This window comes from Streptomyces sp. cf386, from assembly GCF_900103585.1.
In the GTDB taxonomy this organism is placed as follows: Bacteria; Actinomycetota; Actinomycetes; order Streptomycetales; family Streptomycetaceae; genus Streptomyces.
The window spans coordinates 300185-318426 of the sequence record NZ_FNHV01000009.1 but is presented as its reverse complement, the minus strand read 5'-3'; the positions used below and the strand labels follow the sequence as shown (position 1 = coordinate 318426).

At 69.4% G+C, this 18242-nt stretch carries 14 protein-coding genes; 7 read left to right on the top strand and 7 right to left on the bottom strand.

Annotated elements, in window-relative coordinates:
* Nucleotides 1-6 precede the first annotated feature (6 nt).
* The 4 genes from BLU79_RS24605 to BLU79_RS24590 all read right to left on the bottom strand — a co-directional run bounded on the left by BLU79_RS24605 (nucleotide 7) and on the right by BLU79_RS24590 (nucleotide 5219).
* Nucleotides 7-1698, bottom strand: a complete 1692-nt coding sequence (locus tag BLU79_RS24605) for a glycoside hydrolase family 13 protein (RefSeq protein WP_093908037.1) — start codon at nucleotides 1696-1698, stop codon at nucleotides 7-9.
* 192 nt (nucleotides 1699-1890) lie between these two features.
* Nucleotides 1891-2799, bottom strand: coding sequence for a sugar ABC transporter permease (locus tag BLU79_RS24600; RefSeq protein WP_093908036.1), 909 nt, complete (start codon nucleotides 2797-2799; stop codon nucleotides 1891-1893).
* Between the two features lie 13 nt (nucleotides 2800-2812).
* Nucleotides 2813-3817 carry a carbohydrate ABC transporter permease gene (locus tag BLU79_RS24595; RefSeq protein ID WP_093908035.1) on the bottom strand — a complete coding sequence of 335 codons (1005 nt, stop codon included), beginning with the start codon at nucleotides 3815-3817 and terminating at the stop codon, nucleotides 2813-2815.
* Between the two features lie 133 nt (nucleotides 3818-3950).
* On the bottom strand, nucleotides 3951-5219 hold the full coding sequence (locus tag BLU79_RS24590) for an extracellular solute-binding protein (RefSeq protein ID WP_093908034.1): 1269 nt from the start codon (nucleotides 5217-5219) through the stop codon (nucleotides 3951-3953).
* A 381-nt stretch (nucleotides 5220-5600) separates the two neighbouring features.
* Between BLU79_RS24590 and BLU79_RS24585 the strand changes: the two genes are divergently transcribed.
* Together BLU79_RS24585 and BLU79_RS24580 are read left to right on the top strand one after the other, a co-directional pair.
* Entirely contained in the window at nucleotides 5601-6635 is a 1035-nt protein-coding gene (locus BLU79_RS24585) for a LacI family DNA-binding transcriptional regulator (RefSeq protein WP_305657749.1), read from the top strand.
* A 141-nt stretch (nucleotides 6636-6776) separates the two neighbouring features.
* On the top strand, nucleotides 6777-7751 hold the full coding sequence (locus BLU79_RS24580) for a phosphatase PAP2 family protein (protein WP_093908032.1): 975 nt from the start codon (nucleotides 6777-6779) through the stop codon (nucleotides 7749-7751).
* A 109-nt stretch (nucleotides 7752-7860) separates the two neighbouring features.
* Here the strand turns inward: BLU79_RS24580 and BLU79_RS24575 are convergent, their stop codons facing one another.
* On the bottom strand, nucleotides 7861-10860 hold the full coding sequence (locus BLU79_RS24575; RefSeq protein WP_093908031.1) for a bifunctional [glutamine synthetase] adenylyltransferase/[glutamine synthetase]-adenylyl-L-tyrosine phosphorylase: 3000 nt from the start codon (nucleotides 10858-10860) through the stop codon (nucleotides 7861-7863).
* Nucleotides 10861-11007: 147 nt separating this feature from the next.
* On the opposite strand from BLU79_RS24575, the gene BLU79_RS24570 reads away from it, so the two are divergent.
* Both BLU79_RS24570 and BLU79_RS24565 read left to right on the top strand, forming a co-directional pair.
* The gene (locus BLU79_RS24570; RefSeq protein WP_093908030.1) at nucleotides 11008-11529 is read left to right on the top strand and encodes a pyridoxamine 5'-phosphate oxidase family protein; all 522 of its coding nucleotides are present in this window, start codon (nucleotides 11008-11010) and stop codon (nucleotides 11527-11529) included.
* Between the two features lie 2 nt (nucleotides 11530-11531).
* Nucleotides 11532-11975, top strand: coding sequence for a VOC family protein (locus tag BLU79_RS24565; RefSeq protein WP_093908029.1), 444 nt, complete (start codon nucleotides 11532-11534; stop codon nucleotides 11973-11975).
* A gap of 119 nt (nucleotides 11976-12094) precedes the next feature.
* On the opposite strand, the gene BLU79_RS24560 is transcribed toward BLU79_RS24565, so the two are convergent.
* On the bottom strand, nucleotides 12095-13456 hold the full coding sequence (locus BLU79_RS24560; RefSeq protein WP_093908028.1) for a glutamine synthetase family protein: 1362 nt from the start codon (nucleotides 13454-13456) through the stop codon (nucleotides 12095-12097).
* 351 nt (nucleotides 13457-13807) lie between these two features.
* Between BLU79_RS24560 and BLU79_RS24555 the strand changes: the two genes are divergently transcribed.
* The 3 genes from BLU79_RS24555 (at nucleotide 13808) to BLU79_RS24545 (ending at nucleotide 17196) form a co-directional block, all read left to right on the top strand.
* On the top strand, nucleotides 13808-14464 hold the full coding sequence (locus tag BLU79_RS24555; RefSeq protein ID WP_093908027.1) for a DUF3105 domain-containing protein: 657 nt from the start codon (nucleotides 13808-13810) through the stop codon (nucleotides 14462-14464).
* The gene (locus BLU79_RS24550; RefSeq protein ID WP_093908026.1) at nucleotides 14461-15114 is read left to right on the top strand and encodes a DUF305 domain-containing protein; all 654 of its coding nucleotides are present in this window, start codon (nucleotides 14461-14463) and stop codon (nucleotides 15112-15114) included. Before BLU79_RS24555 ends, BLU79_RS24550 begins: the two co-directional genes overlap by 4 nt.
* 144 nt (nucleotides 15115-15258) lie before the next feature.
* Nucleotides 15259-17196, top strand: coding sequence for a S53 family peptidase (locus BLU79_RS24545; protein ID WP_093908025.1), 1938 nt, complete (start codon nucleotides 15259-15261; stop codon nucleotides 17194-17196).
* A 96-nt stretch (nucleotides 17197-17292) separates the two neighbouring features.
* Here the strand turns inward: BLU79_RS24545 and panB are convergent, their stop codons facing one another.
* On the bottom strand, nucleotides 17293-18168 hold the full coding sequence (gene panB, locus BLU79_RS24540; RefSeq protein WP_093908024.1) for a 3-methyl-2-oxobutanoate hydroxymethyltransferase: 876 nt from the start codon (nucleotides 18166-18168) through the stop codon (nucleotides 17293-17295).
* Between the last annotated feature and the right edge of the window lie 74 nt (nucleotides 18169-18242).

The window sequence follows — 18242 nt, the reverse complement described above, 5'->3', positions numbered from 1 at the left end:
TGGCCGTCAGGCCGTCGTCCACCACACCGTCGTGTCCGACGGGACCTTCGTCTCGCCGTCCGCCTCGGTGATCTCGCCGCTGGTGAGCAGCACCCGGCCGTACGCCGGGAGCGTCACCGACTCGCCGGTGGTGTTGGCGACGCACACGAACTCGCCGCGGCGGAAGGCCAGGACGCCCTCGGGTGCCCGGAGCCACTCCACCGCGTCGCCCGCACCGAGGTCGGGCTGCTCGCGGCGGGCGGCGAGGGCGGCGCGGTACAGCTCCAGGGTCGAGCCGGCGACGCCGGTCTGCGCCTCGACGCTCAGCTCGGCCCAGCTCGCCGGCTGCGGCAGCCAGCTGCCCCCGCTGCCGAATCCGTACGACGATCCCTCGCGCGTCCACGGGATCGGCACCCGGCAGCCGTCGCGGAAGCCGTCCTGGCCGGCGCCGCGGAAGTACGCCGGGTCCTGGCGCACCTCGTCGGGCAGGTCGACGACGTCCGGGAGGCCGAGTTCCTCGCCCTGGTAGACGTACGCCGAGCCGGGCAGGGCCAGCATCAGCAGCGTCGCCGCGCGAGCCCGGCGCAGGCCGAGTTCCCGGTCTCCGGCGGTGCGGATCTGGGTGCCGAGGCCGGGCGGGTTGGCGAAGCGGGTGGCGTGGCGGGTGACGTCGTGGTTGGAGAGGACCCAGGTGGCCGGGGCGCCGACCGGGCGCATCGCGTCCAGAGTGCGGTCGACGACCTTGCGGAGCTCGTCCGCGTCCCATTCCGTCGACAGGTACTGGAAGTTGAAGGCCTGGTGCAGCTCGTCGGGACGGACGTAGTTCGCCGTGCGTTCGACGGTCGGCGTCCAGGCTTCCGCGACGAAGATCCGCTCGCCCGAGTACTCGTCGAGGATGACGCGCCACTGGCGGTACACCTCGTGCACACCGTCCTGGTCGAAGAACGGCATGACATCGTTGCCCAGCAGCTTGAGCTGATCGTGGTCGCCCAGGTCCGGCAGCCCCTCGGCCTTCACCAGGCCGTGCGCGACGTCGATACGGAAGCCGTCGACGCCCATGTCCAGCCAGAACCGGAGAATCGAGCGGAACTCGTCTCCCACCGCCGGGTGCTCCCAGTTGAAGTCCGGCTGCTCGGGGGCGAAGAGGTGCAGGTACCACTCACCGGGGGTGCCGTCGGGCTCGGTCACCCGGGTCCAGGCCGGTCCGCCGAAGATGGACTCCCAGTCGTTGGGCGGGAGTTCGCCGTTCTCGCCCTTGCCGGGGCGGAAGTGGTAGCGGTCCCGGAGCGGGGAGCCGGGGCCGTCCGCGAGCGCCCGCTTGAACCACTCGTGCTGGTCCGAGGAGTGGTTGGGCACCAGGTCGACGATGATCCTCAGCCCCAGCTCGTGGGCGTCGCGGATCAGCGCGTCCGCGTCGAGCAGGTTGCCGAACATCGGGTCGACGGCCCGGTAGTCGGCGACGTCGTAGCCGGCGTCGGCCTGCGGCGAGGCGTAGAAGGGGCTGAGCCACACGGCGTCCACGCCGAGGTCGCGCAGATACGGGAGGCGGGAGCGTACGCCTTCCAGGTCGCCCATGCCGTCGCCGTTGCTGTCGGCGAAGCTGCGCGGATACACCTGGTAGATCACCGCGTCCCGCCACCAGTCACGGCGCTTGGCGACGGTGGCGACGGCCGCTGCGGAGGTGGGGGTCGGGGCCTGGTCGGCGGAGTGCTGGCTCATGGCGTCCTTGATGCGTAACTGGATTCGGGTCACGTATGAATGGTGCGGCTTGCAGGTTTTCGGCGTTTTGCGGAAGTCCGGGGTTCTTCGGCGCACGGCTGTGAGGCGGCCGCGGTGACAGCGGGGTCGGATGGACACCGCGGCCGCCACCCGCGCGACGAGGCGCACGGGAGCTTGTCGTCCTCGGGGCACTCAGCCCTTGGTGCCGCCCGCCGTCAGTCCGGTCACCAGGTTCTTCTGCACGAAGTAGAAGAACGCGGAGACGGGTATGGCGATCAGCACCGCCGTCGCGGCCATGAGGTTGCGCTGAGCGTCGTGCTCACTGACGAAGGTCTGCAGACCGACCGCGAACGTGTACTTGGTGTCGGACAGCATGAACGTCGACGCGAACGCGACCTCGCCGAAGGCCGTGAGGAAGCTGTAGAACGCGGCGACCGCCAGGCCCGGCTTGGCGAGCGGCAGGATCAGTCGCCCGAACGTGCCGAAGGGGCTCAGCCCGTCGACGCGTCCCGCCTCGTCGATCTCGAACGGGATCGTGTCGAAGTAGCCCTTCATCAGCCAGGCGCAGTACGGCACGGTCGTCGAGCAGTAGACGAGGATGAGACCGAAGTAGTTGTCGATGAGCTGGAGCTCGGACAGGATCTGGTACATCGGCACCATGAGGACGGCCACCGGGAACATCTGGGTCACCAACAGCACCCACATGAACTTCTTGTAGCCCGGAAAGCGCATCCGCGAGACCGCGTAGCCGGTGGTCGCGGCGATGACGACGCCGATCAGCGTGGTGCCCAGCGTGACGATGAGCGTGCTGCCCAGCCAGTCGAAGAACTTCGTCTCCTGCAGGACGTACGTGTAGTTGTCCAGCGTCATCTTCCCCCAGATGCCGCCGGGGTGGAGGTAGTCGTCCTTGTCCGGTCCGAGGGACAGGAAGAGCAGCCAGGCCACGGGGAACAGCGCGATCAGGCTGGCCACGATGAGGATGCCGTGGGAGACGAGGGACGTGGCGCGGCTGTTCTCGCCGCGGCCGCGCACCTTGCGGCGAGGGGCAGTGGTCACGGAGTCCTGCTTGTTCACTGGGTTCTCAACAGTGGTCGTACTCATGGGGACTCCTGCCTCAGATCGCGAGCTGCGGGTCATTGCGGTTCAGCCAGCGGCGGTAGAAGGAGGTGAAGACGATCAGGATGGCCAGCAGCAGGATGCCGTAGGCCGCGGACTGCGCGAAGTCGCGCGGCTGCTGTCCGAAGCCGAGGTAGTAGGCCCAGGTGACCAGGATCTGGGCGTCGGGCGCGGTGTCGCCGAACAGCAGGAAGATGATGGCGAACTGGTTGAAGGTCCAGATGATGCCGAGGAGTACGACGGTGGAGCTGACGGACCGCAGGCCCGGCAGGGTGACGTAGCGGAACTGCTGCCACCTGCTGGCGCCGTCCATCTCGGAGGCCTCGTACAGCGAGGAGTCGATGGACTGCAGTCCGCCGAGCAGCGAGAGCATCATGAACGGCACACCGCACCAGGTGTTGACCATGATCGCGGCGAACCGCTGCCAGAAGGTGTCCTCCAGCCACAGCGGTGTCGGCAGGTGGAGCGTCTCCAGGAACGAGTTGATGATGCCGCCGTCGGCGAGCATGAACCGCCAGCCGAACACGGTGACGAAGGTCGGCACGGCCCACGGCAGGATCAGGATCAGCCGGTACAGGGTGCGCCCGCGCAGCTTCTGGTTGAGCAGCAGGGCGAGGCCCAGGCCGATCGTGTAGTGGAGGGTGACGCAGGCCGCCGTCCAGAAGATCGTCCAGATGAAGTGCGACCAGAAGCGGTCGTAGGCCGTCTCGCCCCACAGGATGTCGGCGTAGTTGTCGAGTCCGATGAACTTGTACGTCGCCTCGATCTCGTTGACGCCGATCGTGCGGGCGCTGTTGAGGCTGTTGGCGTCGGTGAGGGTGAGATAGAAGCCGTACACCAGCGGATACAGCACGAGGACGCCGAGGACGATCACGACTGGGGCGATCATCGCGTAGGCGTACCAGTGCTTCTGGTAGCCGTGCTTCAGGCGCCGGCCCAGTCCGGGGCGCGGCGCGCGGTCACCGCGGCGCTTGCCGGTCGCGCGGTCGATGGCGACTGTCATGGTTCGACAACCTTCGTGGAGATCGACAGATCGAGGGTGTACGGCTGTACGGCCCGAGGGGTGTACGGCGCGCAGGCCGGTGGCCGCCGGATCCTTCCCCCCATGATCAGGAGGATCCGACGGCCACTCGGGGTCACTTGCTGAAGTCCGGGACCAGCTTGGCGATCGCGGTCTCGGCGGTGCTCAGCCCCTTGTCCAGGGACTCCTTGTCGCCGGCGATCTTCAGCAGCTCGGTGTCCACCGGGCCCCACAGGGAGCTGTACTCGGGCAGGGCCGGGCGCGGCTGGGCGGAGGCGAGGACGGTCTGGTAGCCGGCGATGCCCGGGTCGGCCTTGACCTCGGCGGTGTAGGCGTCGTCGCGGGTCGGCAGTGTGGAGTTCTTGAGCGCGATCGTCTCCTGCGCCTTCTGCGACGTCATGAAGTTCACGAACTTCATCGCGGCCTTCTGGTGCGCCTCGTCGGAGCCGGCGTACACGGAGAGGTTGTGGCCGCCGGTCGGGGCGCCCGCCTTGCCGGCGGAGCCGGCCGGGACGGTGGCGATGCCGAGGTTGTCCTTGTCCTTGAACGCCGAGCCCTTGTAGAAGTTGGTGATCTCCCACGGGCCCTGCATGATCGCGGCGACCTTGCCGTTGACGAACGCCTCCTGGATGTGGGCGTAGGCGTCGGCGGTGGTGTCGGCCTTGTGCAGGCCCTTGCCGTCGAAGAGGCTCAGCCAGGTGCCGTAGCCCTTCTTGGCCTCGGCGCCCGCGACGGTGATCTTCTTGGCGTCGGCGTCGACGGTGTCGGTGCCCTCGCCGTAGAGGAACGTCTGGGCGTAGTAGGCCTGGGTGGAGCCCCAGTAGCCGTCGACGCCGGTCTTGTCCTTGATCTTGGCGGCGGCCTTCTTCAGGTCGTCCCAGGTCTTGGGGGCCTCGACGCCGGCCTTCTTGAACAGGTCCTTGTTGTAGACGAAGGCGAGGGTGTCCGTGGTGAACGGAACGCCGTAGACCTTGCCCTCGTACTTGGCCTGCTCGATCAGGCTGGGCTGGAACTTGCTCTCGTCGGCGAGGGCCTCGGTGCCGTCGAGCGGCGCGAAGAAGCCCTTCTTGGCGAAGGCGGGGGTCCAGCCGACCTCGGAGCGCAGGACGTCCGGGGCACCCTTGGAGCCGGCGGCCGTGTCGAACTTGTTCTGCGCCTGGTCGAAGGGGACGTTGACGTACTTGACCTTGACGTCCTTGTTGGCGGCCTCGAACTCCTTGACCAGGGCCTGGTACGTCGGCGCCTCGTTGGTGGCGTTGGAGGTGTCCCACCAGGTGATGGTGACCGGCCCGTCGGCACTGTCGCCGCTGTCACTTCCGCCGCAGGCCGTCGCCGCGAGGGCGAGGGACGCCACCAGCGCGGTGGCCGCTATGCCACGCCGCATGAGATCTCCTTGAGGGTGAAAGCCCGTGTGCTGCAGGGGCGGCCCCGTCTGCCTTTCCCTGCCGTCTTTCCGACTGCGCCGTTGCCGCCGCCGGGCGACGTGAACGTAACAGCGTTGAAAGCTCGACGAAAGACCTTGCAGAAAAAAAGTGCAAGAGAACGTCAAAGTTACCCGTGCGTGACCTCTCGGCGACCGCCGTGAGACGCTTCTTTACAGGGGTGGAGCGGTACAGGGCGGGGTTGTGCAAGACTCTGCAAGCTCTTGCCATCATTTTCACGAGGGAGTGCGATGACGCAGCAGCCCGGGCGGGGACGGCCAACAGGTCGCCCACGGCGTCCGATTGGTGTGCAAGGCGACATACGGCCGGTACAGTCCAGTGCCGTGACCACACGGCTTGCCGACATCGCTGCTCAGGCGGGGGTGAGCGAAGCGACCGTCAGCCGCGTCCTCAACGGCAAGCCGGGCGTCGCCGCCACCACTCGCCAGTCCGTGCTGGCCGCACTCGACGTGCTCGGCTATGAACGCCCGGTACGGCTGCGGCAGCGCAGCGAGGGCCTGGTGGGCCTGATCACCCCGGAGCTGGAGAACCCGATATTCCCGGCCCTGGCCCAGGTCATCGGCCAGGCGCTCACGCGCCAGGGCTACACCCCGGTGCTGGCCACCCAGACCCCGGGCGGTTCGACGGAGGACGAGCTGACCGAGATGCTCGTCGACCGCGGCGTCGCCGGCATCATCTACGTCTCCGGACTCCACGCCGACACCACCGCCGACATGCAGCGCTACGAGCGGCTGCGCGCCCAGGGCGTCCCCTTCGTCCTGGTCGACGGCTTCTCCCCCAAGGTCCAGGCACCGTTCATCTCCCCCGACGACCGCGCCGCGATGACGCTCGCGGTCACGCACCTCGCCTCCCTGGGCCACACCCGCATCGGTCTGGCACTGGGCCCCAAGCGCTTCGTCCCGGTCCAGCGCAAGATCGAGGGCTTCGTCCGCGCGATACAGGATCAGCTGAACCTGCCGACGGACGTCATAGAGACCGAGCTGATCCAGCACTCCCTGTACACGCTGGAGGGCGGCCAGGCGGCGGCCACGGCCCTGATCGACCGCGACTGCACCGCGATCGTCTGCGCCAGCGACATGATGGCGCTGGGCGCGATAAGGGCGGCACGGCAACGCGGCCTCGGGGTCCCGAAGGACGTCTCGGTGGTCGGCTTCGACGACTCCCCCCTGATCGCCTTCACCGACCCGCCCCTCACCACGGTCCGCAAACCGGTTCCGGCGATGGGACAGGCGGCGGTGCGCACGTTGCTGGAGGAGATCGGCGGGACCCCGGCCCCCCACAGCGAGTTCGTGTTCATGCCGGAGCTGGTGGTGCGCGGTTCGACGGCTTCGGCGCCCGGGAACAGGAACCACTCCTAACTCCTCCCCAAGGCGGAGAATCCCGGCATCCTGCCCTGCGTTGGTAGGAGAACGGGGTGTACGCCCGTCGTAGAACGTGCGTCCTTGACCCACCCGAGGGATGATCGGTCGGGGAAGGCTTATCTGGCAGACTCTGTGCCCATGGGTGACACGACGGTGACGACACTGGAAGGCCGCGAAGCGGCCGTTCGGAACCCCGTCGCGGACAAGACGGGGCAAAGCCCCCTGCTGCGTCTGCGCACCCCTCGCCGACCCCGCCTCTGGTTCGAGATCCTGCTGATCGCGGTGAGTTACTGGACCTACTCACTGATCCGCAACGCGGTTCCGGAGCAGAAGGCCGAGGCGCTGCGCAACGCCGACTGGCTCTGGCAGCTGGAACACCATCTCGGCATCGCCGTCGAGGAGTCGATCAACCACGCCGTGAACTCGGTGACTTGGCTCATCGTCGGCATGAACTACTACTACGCGACCCTGCACTTCATCGTCACCATCGGCGTCCTGGTCTGGCTCTACCGCAGCCACCCCGGCCGCTACGCGGCGACCCGCCTGGTCCTCTTCGCGACGACCGGCGTGGCCCTGGTCGGTTACTACCTGTACCCGCTCGCTCCCCCGCGGTTGATGACCAACGGCGGCTTCATCGACACGGTCCTGGTCCATGACACCTGGGGCTCGATGGCCTCCGGCGACCTGAAGAACATGTCGAACCAGTACGCGGCCATGCCGTCCATGCACATCGGCTGGTCCGTCTGGAGCGGCCTGACGATCTTCGCCCTGGCGCGAATCCCCTGGGTTCGCGTCCTGGGCCTGCTGTACCCGACCGCCACCCTGGTGGTGATCGTCGCAACGGCCAACCACTTCTGGCTGGACGCGGTCGGCGGCCTCGTCTGCCTGGCCTTCGGCTACACGGTGGCACGCCTGTGGTACGGAGCGTTCCCGCACACCCTGCCGCGGCACCCCCGCAAGCACCCGCACCCGCCCACGGCGGGCAGGGGACGTGCCGGGGAGTGTCCGCCCGCAGCGGCGGGCGTCAACGCCGAGGACGCTTCCGACGAACCGAGCCGCCCGACCGAGGACGGACACCCCCCGGCGCGGCCCCGACCCACGACCCACGCGTAGGCGCTACGCGCACCCCCACGCAGCGGCACACGCCGCCGCAGGCACAAACCCGCACCCCCACGCAGCCGCGCAGGCCGCCGCAGGCATCCCGGCCCCACCGCCGGAGGCATCACGCGCCGTAGAACAACTCCTCCACCACGGCCCGCGCCCGACGCGCCGTACGCCGATACGCGTCGAGCATGTCCCCCACATGCCCCGGCTCGTACCCCAGATACCGCCCCACCGCCGCCAGCTCACGGCTGTCCGACGGGAAGGTGTCCCCGGCCCGCCCCCGCACCAGCATCACCGCGTTGCGCACCCGCGTGGCCAACACCCACGCCTCGTCCAGAATCGCCGCCTCCTCGGCCGGCAGCAGCCCGGCCGCACACGCCGCGGCAAGTGCCTCCCGCGTGCGCGTCGTCCGCAGCCCCGGTTCCGCCCACCCGTGCTGGAGCTGCAGCAGCTGAACCGTCCACTCGACGTCGGAGAGGCCGCCGGGCCCGAGCTTGGTGTGCAGCTTGGGGTCGGCGCCGCGAGGGAGCCGCTCGGACTCCATACGGGCCTTCAGCCGACGGATCTCCCGTACGGCGTCCTCCCCCAGCCCCTCGGCGGGATACCGGAGCGGATCGATCAGGTCGATGAAACGCCGCCCCAGATCCTCGTCGCCGGCCACCGCCTCGGCCCGCAGCAGCGCCTGTGACTCCCACACCAGGGACCACCGGCGGTAGTACGCCTCGTACGAGTTCAGCGTGCGCACCAGCGGCCCCGACTTGCCCTCCGGGCGCAGATCCGCGTCGATCAGCAGCACCGGATCCGCGCTCGAGATCTGCAGCAGCCGGCTCATCTCCGAGACCACCCGGTTCGCCGCGGCCGAGGCCTCGTGCTCGTCGACCCCGTCCCGCGGCTCGTGCACGAACACGACATCGGCGTCACTGCCGTAGCCCAGTTCGTGCCCGCCGAACCGCCCCATGCCGATGATCGCGAACCGGGTGGGCAGCGTGTCACCCCAGCCGTCCCGCACCACCGCACGCAGCGTGCCCGCGAGCGTCGCCGCCGTCAGGTCCGACACCGCGGCCCCGACACGGTCCACCAGCGCACCCTGATCCGCCTCGGCCGGCTTCGTCTCGGTGCCGTAGGAGTCGACGATGTCGGCGGCGGCCGTACGGAACAGTTCCCGCCGACGCACGCCACGGGCCGCCGTGACCGCCTGCGTGGCGCCGTCCGCCCGGCCCACCGCGGCGAGGATCTCCTGCTCCAGATGGCTGCGCGAGCGCGGCTCCAGACCGGTGCCGCCGTCGCCGTCGCCGAGCAGGGCCACCGCCTCCGGCGCCCGCATCAGCAGGTCGGGGGCGAGGCGGCCGGCCGACAGCACACGGGCGAGGTTCTCGGCGGCGGCGCCCTCGTCCCGCAACAGCCGCAGATACCAAGGGGTCTTGCCGAGCGCGTCCGACACCTTGCGGAAGTTCAGCAGGCCCGCGTCCGGGTCGGCGGAGTCCGCGAACCAGCCCAACAGGACCGGCAGCAGGGTGCGTTGGATCGCCGCCTTGCGGCTGACGCCGGAGGCCAGCGCCTCCAGATGCCGGAGCGCGGCGGCCGGATCGGCGTACCCGAGCGCGACCAGCCGCTCGCGTGCCGCCCCCGCGCTCAACCGGGCCTCGCCGGGGGCGAGTTGGGCGACCGCGTCGAGCAGCGGGCGGTAGAAGAGCTTTTCGTGCAGGCGCCGTACGACACTCGCGTGCCGTCTCCACTCGCGGTTCAGCTCGACGACCGGGTCGGCGCGCAGACCGAGCGAGCGGCCGATGCGGCGCAGGTCGTCGTCGTCCTCGGGCACCAGGTGGGTGCGGCGCAGCCGGTAGAGCTGGATGCGGTGCTCCATGGAGCGCAGGAAGCGGTAGGCGTCGTCGAGTTGGGCGGCGTCGGCGCGCCCGACGTAGCCACCCGCCGCGAGCGCCTGCAGCGCGTCCAGTGTGGTGCCGCTGCGCAGGGAGGCGTCATGCCGCCCGTGCACCAACTGCAGGAGCTGTACGGCGAATTCGACGTCCCTGAGTCCGCCCGGGCCGAGCTTGAGCTGGCGGTCCACCTCGGTGACGGGGATGTTCTCGACGACCCGGCGGCGCATCTTCTGCACGTCGGCGACGAAGTTGTCCCGCTCGGCGGCCTTCCAGACCAGCGGCTCCAGCGCGGCCACGTACTCCTCGCCCAGCTCGATGTCGCCCGCGACCGGGCGTGCCTTGAGCAGCGCCTGGAACTCCCAGGTCTTGGCCCAGCGCTGGTAGTAGGCGAGGTGGCTGCTGAGGGTCCGCACCAGCGGACCGTTCCGGCCCTCGGGCCGCAGGTTGGCGTCCACGGGCCAGATGGACCCCTCGACGGTGGTCTCGGAGCAGATCCGCATCATGTGCGAGGCGAGCTTGGTGGCGGACCGCAGCGCCTTGCCCTCGTCGGCGCCGTTGGTGGTCTCGCCGACGAAGATGACGTCGACGTCGGAGACGTAATTGAGTTCATGGCCTCCGCACTTGCCCATCGCGATCACCGCGAGCCGGCACTGTGCGGCGTCCTCGGGCGCGGCGGCGCGGGCGATGGCGAGGGCGGCGCGCAGGGTCGCGGTGGCGAGGTCGGCGAGCTCGGCGGCGGTCTGGGCCACGTCGGCGGTGCCGCACACGTCGCGGGCGGCGATGGACAGCAGACAGCGCCGGTAGCCGACGCGCAGGGACACGGGGTCCGTGGCCTCGGCGAGCCCGCGTTCGAACTCCTCCACCTCCGGGTGCAGGTCCCGCGGCTCGTACATGACCAGCGCCTGCCAGTCGCCGGCGTGCCTGGCGAGGTGGTCGGCGAGCGCGGAGGAGGCGCCGAGCACGCCGAGCAGCCGGTCGCGCAGGGGCTTGGCCGCTATCACCGTGTCCAGCAGTTCCTGCTGGGCGGAGTGGCCGGGCTGTGCTTCGAGCAGCCGGACGAGACCGTGCAGGGCGAGATCGGGGTCGGCGGTGGCGCCCAGGGCCTCCAGCAGCACCGGGTCGTTCTTGATCGGCGCGAGTTCGGGGGTCTCCAGCAGCCGGTCGGCGGCCGACGGGTCGGTGAATCCGTGCCGCAGCAGCCGCGTGAAAGTACTGCTCCTGCGCCCCGGCGCCGTCATGCTCGGTCTCCCGTCCGATCGGGGTCGTACGCGCCCGATCAAGGTCGTACGCGGTCGAGCCTAACCGCAGTGTCCGACAGCGGCGCCGATGAATTTCGAAGCCCCGCACGGTCAGCCTTGTGAAGCGACATGTCAGGAGGACGTCCGATGACCGCCAAGCAACCACAGACCCGGCTGGATGCGCGCTACAGCGACGAGACGGCGACGGCGATCCCGTGGCCCCAGGCCGAGAAGCTGCTGTCCGAGGCCGAGCTGTTCTGGATCTCGACGGTACGGCCGGACGGGCGGCCGCACGTCACCCCGCTGCCGACGGTCTGGTCGGCCGGCGCTCTGCACTTCTGCACCGGCCCGGAGGAGCGCAAGGCGCGGAACCTGGCGCTGAACCCGCAGGTCGTCCTGACGACGGGCACGAACACCTGGGACAAGGGTTACGACCTCGTGGTCGAGGGCGAGGCGGTCCGGATCACCGACGAGACGCGGCTACGCGAACTGGCCGCCGGGTGGGAGGCGAAGTACGGCAGTTTCTGGCACTTCGAGGTGGCCGACGCCTGCTTCCGGCACGGCTCCGGACATGCCTATGTCTTTTCGGTGGCGCCACGCACGGTTTTCGGCTTCGGTAAGGGGGAGCCGTTCAGCCAGACCCGCTGGCGATTCATCATGGAGGACTAGCAATGGACTTCACCCTCGAAGTGATCCCGCTGCCCGTGAGCGACATCGACCGGGCCCGCGACTTCTACCGGGACAAGGTCGGTTTCCACGTCGACATCGACCAGGAGGTCATGCCGGGCATGCGCATCGTCCAGCTCACGCCTCCGGGCTCCGGTTGCTCGATCGCCCTCGGCGACAGCATCTGGGACATGACCAAGGGCGAAACCGTACCCAAGCCCGGCTCCTACCAGGGCCTGCAACTGTGCGTGTCGGACATCAAGGCGGCCCGCGCGGAACTGGTGGAACGAGGCCTGGAGGTGTCCGAGCCGGTCCAGTACGCCCCCGACGACGGCGCGACGTTCATGTACTTCAAGGACCCGGACGGCAACGGTTGGTCGATCCAGGAGTACCGGCGCAGGGTGACGGAGCCCTTGCACGAGCTGCTCTCAAAGCAGGCGGCAAGCTAGCCAACCGCTTTTAGGGGCGCGGGGCTGTGCCGATGTGCGGCTCCGCCGCGTGGGCGCGACAAGCCCCCACCGGCGGGCAAGCCGCGACGCAACCCGCGCCCCCACGGCGATCAGGCGCACTAAAGAACCGGCAGATTCTTCCGCAACTCGAACGCGGTCACCTCGGACCGGTACTCGTGCCACTCGTGCCGCTTGTTCCGCAGGAAGAAGTCGAACACGTGCTCGCCCAGCGTCTCGGCGACCAGGTCACTGCGCTCCATCAGCGTCAGCGCCTCGCCCAGGTTCTGCGGCAGCGGCTCGATGCCCATCGCACGACGCTCGGCATCCGACAGCGCCCACACGTCGTCCTCGGCGCCGGGCGGGAGCTCGTAGCCCTCCTCGATGCCCTTGAGGCCGGCGGCCAGGAGCATCGCGTACGCGAGGTACGGGTTCGCGCCCGAGTCCAGCGAGCGGACCTCGACGCGTGCGGAGCCCGTCTTGCCGGGCTTGTACATCGGGACGCGGACCAGGGCCGAGCGGTTGTTGTGGCCCCAGCAGATGTACGACGGGGCCTCGCCGCCGGCGCCCGCGGTGCGCTCGGAGCCGCCCCAGATGCGCTTGTAGGAGTTGACCCACTGGTTGGTGACCGCGGCGATCTCCGCGGCGTGCTTCAGCAGGCCCGCGATGAAGGAGCGGCCGACCTTGGAGAGCTGGTACTCCGAGCCCGACTCGTAGAAGGCGTTCCTGTCGCCCTCGAACAACGACAGGTGCGTGTGCATACCGCTGCCCGGGTGCTCGGAGAACGGCTTCGGCATGAAGGTCGCCTGGACGCCCTGCTCCAGCGCCACCTGCTTCATGACCAGGCGGAACGTCATGATGTTGTCCGCCGTGGACAGCGCGTCGGCGTAGCGCAGGTCGATCTCCTGCTGGCCCGGCGCGCCCTCGTGGTGGGAGAACTCGACCGAGATGCCCATCGACTCCAGCATGGTGATCGCCTGGCGGCGGAAGTCCATGCCGATGTTCTGCGGGGTGTGGTCGAAGTAGCCGGAGTTGTCGGCGGGGGTCGGCACGGAGCCGTCGACGGGCTTGTCCTTCAGCAGGAAGAACTCGATCTCGGGGTGGGTGTAGAAGGTGAAGCCCAGGTCGGAGGCGCGGGCCAGGGCGCGCTTGAGCACGTAGCGCGGGTCCGCGAAGGACGGGGAGCCGTCCGGCATGAGGATGTCGCAGAACATCCGGGCCGTGCCGGGGGCCTCGGCGCGCCACGGCAGGATCTGGAACGTCGACGGGTCCGGCTTGGCGATCATGTCGGACTCGTATACGCGGGCGAAGCCCTCGATGGCCGAGCCGTCGAAGCCGATGCCCTCGTCGAAGGCCTGCTCCAGCTCGGCGGGGGCCACGGCCACGGACTTGAGGAAGCCCAGAACGTCCGTGAACCACAGCCGTACGAACCGGATGTCGCGCTCCTCCAACGTCCGGAGCACGAACTCCTGCTGCTTGTCCATCTTCCGCTTCCCCATCCTTGCTGGTCAGGCCGCCTGTCTCCGGTACCGCGGGAGGCGGTCGGGCACCTGAGCATCACACCACAGCCGCATTTCATGCGCGTTGCCGACCTTGATCGCCCGGGCGACCCGGGCCTGAACGCCTCGCATATGGCCGGTGTACTGCTCCTACGCCCATCTTGCCTGCTCGGACCGATATCCGTAATGGCCGGATGGCCTCCCTCGCAGGGTAGTGGTCATCCGTTCGACCCGGAAACTCCTGGCCATTCCTGCGACCGCCCTACGAGAGGCCCCGTCTCCCCCATTACGATCAGCGGACCCGTCCGTCCCACGCCTCCCAGAAGGGCACCCCTCATGGGCTCCGCCAAGAACAAGAGCAGCGCCGCGCGCAAGGCGCGAATAGAGGAGATGCGGCGCGCCGAGCAGGCCCGTGAGCGGCGCAACCGCATTCTCACCATCGGGGCCAGCGTGGTGGTCGTCGTCGGTCTCGTCGTCGGCGGTGTCGTTCTCGTCCAGTCGCAGGCCGACAAGAAGGACGAGGCCGACAAGACTCCGGGGAAGTTCGTCACCGGCAAGGACGGCGTGAAGACCTGGAACAAGACGCTGTCGAGTACCCACGTCACCGAGAGCGTGTCGTACCCGATGGAGCCCCCGGTCGGCGGCAACCACCACAAGGCCTGGATGAACTGCAACGGCGACGTCTACACCAAGGAACTGGCGAACGAGAACGCCGTGCACTCGCTGGAGCACGGCGCGGTGTGGGTGACGTACAACGGCAAGGCCGCCAAGGCCGATGTCGAGGCGCTGGCGACGAAGGTCAAGCAGACCCCGTTCACGCTGATGAGCCCGGACGACAGCCAGAAGGACCCGATCATGCTCAGCGCGTGGGGGCACCAGCGCACGGTGACGAGCGCGAGCGACCCGAACGTCGGCAAGTTCTTCGAGAAGTACGTCCAGGGCGAGCAGACGCCCGAGCCGGGCGCGCCGTGCACGGGCGGTCTGTCGGAGTGAGGCAGCACATCGGTTGGATCGCCGGGACCGCGGCGGCAGTGCTCGTCGCGGCCGGCGCGATCACCTACGCGGTCGCCGAGGACGGGGACGGCGGCGCGGGCAACACCCCGAGCGCCGACTCGGCGGACGCCGGGTTCGCGCGGGACATGGCGGTGCACCATCAGCAGGCCGTGGAGATGTCGTACATCGTGCGCGACCGTACGAAGGACGAGGAGGTACGGCGGCTCGCGTACGACATCGCCCAGACGCAGGCCAACCAGCGCGGCATGCTGCTGGGCTGGCTGGATCTGTGGAAGCTGCCGAAGGTGTCGTCCAAGGCACCGATGACCTGGATGGGCATGGGCGACATGCCCGCCGGCGAGGACGGCGCGCTGATGCCGGGCATGGCGACCAACACGGAGATGAAGAAGCTGGAGGGCCTCAGCGGCAAGCAGGCCGAGATCTTCTTTCTCCAGTTGATGACGGCCCATCACAAGGGCGGCATCCACATGGCCAAGGGCTGTGTGGACAAATGCGCGGTCGGCGTGGAGAAGAGGCTCGCGCAGACCATGGTGAACGGCCAGAAGGCGGAGATCGACCTGATGGCGGACATGTTGAAGGAGCGGGGCGAAGGCGCGGTCGTAGCCCTCGGCCGCAATCGTCACCCTTAGCCGCGGCCCTGACCTCAAATGGCCTTGTCATTAGGTTAATTGGGTGCTTCTTGGCCCTCGCATTCCCCTGGCATGAACGGTTCATCGCGAGAGTGGCCACCGTCGAGTGATCCACTCGCGCACACGAACCGCACAGGGGGTTCCATGAGATCTCACCGCGCCGCGCTGCGCGCCGGAGTGAGCCTGGCGGCGACACTGCCTCTGCTCACCGGCGCGCTGGCGCTCGGCATACCCGCGCACGCCGCGGACAACCCGGGCCGGGACGGGCTCGCCGGCACCAAGCCCGCGTGGGCCACGGCCAAGGCCGACCGGGGAGCGGCCTCGGACGGCGCCAAGGTCGCCGTACGCGTCTACCTCGCGGGCCGGGACGCGACCGGCCTCGCCGCCTACGCGAAGGCCGTGTCCGACCCGGGCTCGGCCTCGTACGGCAAATACCTGAGTGCCAAGCAGACGCAGGCCCGCTTCGGTGCGACCAAGGCCCAAGTGGCCGCCGTGAAGAGCTGGTTGACGGCGTCGGGCCTGAAGGTCACGGACGTGACGCAGCACTATGTCGCCGTCACCGGCGATGTGGCCGCCGCGGAGAAGGCGTTCGGCACCCAGCTGCACAACTACACCAAGGGCGCGAAGACCTACCGCGCGCCCACGACGACCGCCTCGGTGCCGGACGCCGTCCAGGGCGCCGTGCTGACCGTCACGGGCCTGGACAACGCCCCGCACCTGGCGAGCCACCAGGACCGACTCCCGCCGCCGGAGACGGTGTTCCGCAACGCCGGGCCGTTCTCGACGTACCACGGCTCGAACGTGGCGGCCACGCTGCCGGACGCGTACGGCACGAAGATCCCGTACGCCGTCAAGGGCTACACCGGCAAGCAGCTGCGCGCCGCGTACGGCGCGGGCAAGCGCACCGGCAAGGGCGTGCGTATCGCCATCACCGACGCGTACGCCTCCCCGACGATCGCCTTCGACGCGGCCACCTACGCCAAGCGCAACGGCGACGCGACCTGGAAGACCGGCCAGTTGCGCCAGGTCCTGCCGGCGAAGTACACGCGGACCGAGGAGTGCGGGGCCGCCGGCTGGTACGGCGAGGAGACCCTCGACGTCGAGGCCGTGCACGCGGTCGCGCCCGGCACGCAGGTCACCTACGTGGGCGCCGCGTCCTGCTACGACGAGGATCTGCTGGACTCCCTCAGCAAGATCGTCGACAACCACCTGGCCGACCTCGTCTCCAACTCCTGGGGCGAGACCGAGGCCGCCCAGACGCCGGACCTCGCGGCCGCCTACGACCAGGTCTTCCAGTTCGGCGCGGTCGAGGGCATCGGCTTCTACTACTCCTCCGGCGACGACGGCGACGAGGTCGCGAGCAGCGGCACCAAGCAGGTCGATATCCCGGCGAGTTCGGCCTGGGTGACGGCGGTCGGCGGTACGTCGCTGGCGGTCGGCAAGGGCGACAAGTACCTGTGGGAGACCGGCTGGGGCACCGAGAAGGCGGTGCTGTCGGCCGACGGCAAGAGCTGGACCGACTTCCCCGGCGCGTTCACCTCGGGCGCGGGCGGCGGCACCAGCAAGACGGTCGCCGAGCCGTACTGGCAGAAGGGCGTCGTGCCGGACGCGCTGGCCAAGGCCAACAGTGCCGACGGCAACCGCGTCGTCCCGGACATCGCGGCGATCGCCGACCCGAACACCGGGTTCCTGGTGGGGCAGACGCAGACCCTGCCGGACGGCACCACGCAGGCGTACGACGAGTACCGCATCGGCGGCACCTCGCTCGCCGCGCCGGTGATCGCGGCCGTCCAGGCGCTGGCCCAGGAGGCGCGGGGCGGGAAGCCGCTCGGCTTCGCCAACCCGGCGATCTACGCGCGGTACGGCTCGAAGGCGTACCACGACGTCACCGACAACCCGACGGGCTCCGGCCTCGCGGTCGCCCGCCTCGACTTCGTCAACGGCTACGACGCGACGGGCGGACTGAGCACATCCGTACGGACCCTCGGCAAGGACAGCTCGCTGAGCGCGGTGAAGGGCTACGACGACGTGACCGGCGTGGGGACGCCCGCGGGCGGTTACGTGGAGTCGTACCGCCGCTGACCCGCACCTTCGGAAAACGGGGCGCCCCGCCGACGGGGGAAGATCGGCGGGGCGCTTTGGTGCCGCAGTGGTTCAGGGGTGGGTGCCCGGGAGGGCTCAGTGGACGGAGTGCTCCTCCAGCGGGAACGTTCCGCCGATCACGTCCTCCGCGAAGGCCTTCGCCGCGTTGCCCATGACCTCGCGCAGGTTGGCGTACTGCTTGACGAACTTGGGGACGCGGCCGCCGGTCAGGCCCAGCATGTCCGTCCAGACCAGGACCTGCGCGTCGGTCTCGGAACCGGCGCCGATGCCGACCGTCGGGATGTGCAGCGTGCGCGTGACCTCGGCCGCCAGCTCCGCCGGCACCAGCTCCAGGACGACCGCGAACGCGCCCGCGTCCTGGACCGCCTTGGCGTCCCGCAGCAGCTGTGCGGCCGCCTCCTCGCCGCGGCCCTGGACGCGGTAGCCCATGGCGTTGACGGACTGCGGGGTCAGGCCGATGTGGGCCATCACCGGGATGCCGGACTCGACCAGCAGCCGGATCTGGTCGTACGACCGCTCGCCGCCCTCCAGCTTGACCGCGCCGACCCCGGCCTCCTTGACCATCCGGGTCGCCGAGCGCAGCGCCTGCACCGGGCCCTCCTGGTAGGAGCCGAACGGCAGGTCGCCGACGATCATGGCGCGGGACGTGCCGCGTACGACGGCCGCCGAGAGCATGGTCATCTCGTCGAGCGTGACGGGCACGGTGGTGTCGTACCCGAGGTGACAGTTGCCCGCGGAGTCGCCGACGAGCATGACCGGGATGCCGGCCTCGTCGAAGACGGACGCGGTCATCGCGTCGTAGGCGGTGAGCATGGGCCACTTCTCGCCCCGCTCCTTGGCGAGCGCGATGTCCCGAACGGTGATGCGGCGGGTGCCCTTCCCCCCGTACAGCGCCTTGCTGCCGTCGGAGGTCTTCGCCTGAGGCGTCTGGGCAGCCGAAAGCTGCGTCATGGCAACGGCTCCTTCATGTCATCTCGAGGCGCCCTGACGGCGTCCCCGGATCCCCTCCATGGTGGCACTTCGTG

What these genes read in the sequence shown, in the direction of transcription:
- BLU79_RS24565 (WP_093908029.1), top strand. Translation starts at nt 11,532, where the DNA reads ATGGACTTCACCCTCGAAGTGATCCCGCTGCCCGTGAGCGACATCGAC.
- BLU79_RS24605 (WP_093908037.1), bottom strand. Translation starts at nt 1,698, where the DNA reads ATGAGCCAGCACTCCGCCGACCAGGCCCCGACCCCCACCTCCGCAGCG.
- BLU79_RS24575 (WP_093908031.1), bottom strand. Translation starts at nt 10,860, where the DNA reads ATGACGGCGCCGGGGCGCAGGAGCAGTACTTTCACGCGGCTGCTGCGG.
- BLU79_RS24590 (WP_093908034.1), bottom strand. Translation starts at nt 5,219, where the DNA reads ATGCGGCGTGGCATAGCGGCCACCGCGCTGGTGGCGTCCCTCGCCCTC.
- BLU79_RS24545 (WP_093908025.1), top strand. Translation starts at nt 15,259, where the DNA reads ATGAGATCTCACCGCGCCGCGCTGCGCGCCGGAGTGAGCCTGGCGGCG.
- BLU79_RS24595 (WP_093908035.1), bottom strand. Translation starts at nt 3,817, where the DNA reads ATGACAGTCGCCATCGACCGCGCGACCGGCAAGCGCCGCGGTGACCGC.
- panB (WP_093908024.1), bottom strand. Translation starts at nt 18,168, where the DNA reads ATGACGCAGCTTTCGGCTGCCCAGACGCCTCAGGCGAAGACCTCCGAC.
- BLU79_RS24555 (WP_093908027.1), top strand. Translation starts at nt 13,808, where the DNA reads ATGGGCTCCGCCAAGAACAAGAGCAGCGCCGCGCGCAAGGCGCGAATA.
- BLU79_RS24560 (WP_093908028.1), bottom strand. Translation starts at nt 13,456, where the DNA reads ATGGACAAGCAGCAGGAGTTCGTGCTCCGGACGTTGGAGGAGCGCGAC.
- BLU79_RS24580 (WP_093908032.1), top strand. Translation starts at nt 6,777, where the DNA reads ATGGGTGACACGACGGTGACGACACTGGAAGGCCGCGAAGCGGCCGTT.
- BLU79_RS24570 (WP_093908030.1), top strand. Translation starts at nt 11,008, where the DNA reads ATGACCGCCAAGCAACCACAGACCCGGCTGGATGCGCGCTACAGCGAC.
- BLU79_RS24600 (WP_093908036.1), bottom strand. Translation starts at nt 2,799, where the DNA reads ATGAGTACGACCACTGTTGAGAACCCAGTGAACAAGCAGGACTCCGTG.